Here is a 2,386-nt window from a genome sequence, read left to right on the forward strand (position 1 = left end):
GATCTTCACTTCCTCCAGGAAACCGTTGAAATCCCGATGGGGTCCCGGCCCCAGTGGGTCCAGAACGTCTTGCACGGTGTCTGCCAACGGGGCCTCGCCCGCCGTGATGCAGCCATTGAAAAACCGCTCCCGCCGCTCCTCTCGCCAATCCACCGCCAGCCGCAGGGGGCGCTCCACCGTCACCTTCCAGTACCCGAAGGCTGCATTGTCGAAGATCCTGCTCTGCTCCGTCTCCTGGAAATCCAGGAACGTCCAGCAGATTGTCTCAATGTCCTGCTCCCCCAGTTGGCAGTTCTTCTTGCCCAGGTTCTTGCACAAGGGCTGGAACCAAGCGCTGGCATCGATGAGTTGCACCTTGCCTCGCCGGTGCTGGGGTTTCCGGTTGGTGAGCACCCACACGTAGGTGGCGATGCCGGTGTTGTAGAAGATGTTGAGGGGCAGGGCGACGATGGCCTCCAGCCAGTCGTTCTCCAGAATCCAGCGGCGGATGTTGCTCTCCCCCTGCCCGGCCGAGCCGGTGAAAAGGGAACTGCCGTTGTGTACGTGGGCGATGCGGCTCCCCAGCTTGCTCCCCTGCTTCATCTTGGCGAGTTTGTTGGCGAGGAACAGCATCTGGCCATCGCTGGAGCGGGTCACCAGGGAGTATTGGGGGTCGCCAGCGTGCTCGATCACAAAGCGGGGATCCCCCAGTTCTGCCGCCCATGCGCTGCAAAGTTGTCGGCAGCCTCCCCCTCCCCTTTCAAGAGGAGGTCGGTTTTGCAGGTGGCGGTGGTCTCCCCGTTGATCTCCTGGTCATAGAGGTGGGTGGATACCGTCTTGCCCTGCTCCCTGGCAATCTATAGGCAAGGCGCCGGCCGTGCCGGCAATGACGGGGGCGCCACAAGCTATGGCCTCAAGGGCGGGCAAACCAAAGCCCTCCCAGAGGCTGGGCATGACCAATGCTTGTGCTGTGTTGAGCAAGATGAGTCGCTCTTCATCCGTTACCCAGGAGATCCACTGGCACTGACGAGCAATGCCCAGTTCAGCAGCCAGGCGCTTCAGTTTGGGCGTCAGCAGTCTGTGGGGAGAACCCACCAGTTTCAAGGTCAGGTCGGGGTGGCCCAGATGGGCAAAGGCGCGGAGAACGCCAAAGATGTTCTTGTTGTAGTCATGGCGGCCCAGCACCAGAAAAAAAGGCTGGCGGGGTTGATCCAGTGGACGGAGTTGGCCGGGGTCAAAGCCTAGGCGAATCACCGTCAGTTTGTGGCGGGGAACCCGCAGCCGGCCATGGATCTCCCGGGCCGTAGCCTCTGAATTGCACAGCACCCGCTCCGCCTGGTGGAGAACCAGGGGAACATAGGTCAAGTGGTAGGCCAAAAGGGGGCCTGGTCTGGGGAAGCGCAGGGGGATCAGGTCGTGGGCCAACACAACGGAGCGCACCCCCTCCCGCAGAAGGGGGGCTTCCGGCAGGGGGGAGACCAGCAGAGAGGCGTCCGTTTGCCGCAGCAGGTTGGGCAATTGGTCCTGCGTCCACAGCAGGCGCCGCAGATGGCCCTTCCGACCGTGGTCCATGGAAAGAGTATTGGGGATGGCCAGACTGTTGGGGCGCCCCGTCCCGATGGGGTCCAGAAACATCACCCGGTCCTTGTTCAGGGCCTTGGCCAGGGCGCGGGTCACCACGCCAATCCCCGTAGGCCGTTGCCCAAGGGGGCTGCCGTTGAGCAGGGCCAGAGGGGGAGAGGGCGGCAACAGGGTGGTAGGGGTGGTTTGGCGCTGGCTACCCTAGAGGCAAGCCCCATGAAGGATGGCGCGGCGAAGCCGCCTCTGAATCGGGTTACACAAGACCCTTTCCGTTTGGGTGGATCCGCCCAGGGCCAGCGGGCAGCACCCGTGAGCAGGTGCTGAAGGGGTGGTTCACTGACCCTGGGGATGGAAAAACTCCCACACTTGACGGGCCACACCGGGGCCAATTCCCTCCACCTGGGCAATTTGCTCCGCCGAGGCCGACTGAATGGCGTCCAGGGAGCGAAAATGGCTCAGCAGCGTGCGGCTCCGCTTGGGTCCCAAACCAGGCGCCTCGCTGAGGCGAGAGCGCTTCATGCGGTCCCGGCGCTGTTGCCGGTGGTAGGCGACGGCAAAGCGATGGGCCTCATCCCGCAGGCGCTGCAGAAGCAGGAGGCCCAGTTGGTCCGGTTCACTGTCCAGTGGTTCCCGGGAGCCGGGCAAAAACACCTGCTCCCGCCGTTTGGCCAGGGCGCAAACATGGAGATCCTCCGCCAGGCCAAGCTGGTGCAGGGCGCCCATCACGGCGGAGAGTTGGCCTTTGCCCCCGTCAATCATCACCAGATCGGGCCAGTCACTGAGGCCGACGGGATCCAGTGGGTGAGAACCACGGCGGCGGGGCCGG

3 protein-coding genes are annotated in these 2,386 nt (G+C 63.7%); all 3 read right to left on the reverse strand.

Features of this window, described 5'->3' with window-relative positions; genetic code table 11:
• Window positions 1-672: HsdM family class I SAM-dependent methyltransferase (locus BG35_RS12505; RefSeq protein ID WP_236619845.1), on the reverse strand; the 672-nt coding region annotated here is incomplete at its 3' end.
• A 120-nt stretch (window positions 673-792) separates the two neighbouring features.
• Window positions 793-1,728 (reverse strand): glycosyltransferase family 4 protein, encoded by a 936-nt coding sequence (locus BG35_RS0109185; protein WP_025782584.1) that lies wholly within the window; start codon window positions 1,726-1,728, stop codon window positions 793-795.
• Window positions 1,729-1,893: 165 nt separating this feature from the next.
• Window positions 1,894-2,386: helix-hairpin-helix domain-containing protein (locus BG35_RS11220; protein ID WP_034418287.1), on the reverse strand; the 493-nt coding region annotated here is incomplete at its 5' end.

Origin of the sequence: Candidatus Synechococcus spongiarum SH4, assembly GCF_000586015.1 — a bacterium.
GTDB lineage: Bacteria > Cyanobacteriota > Cyanobacteriia > PCC-6307 > Cyanobiaceae > Synechococcus_B > Synechococcus_B spongiarum_F.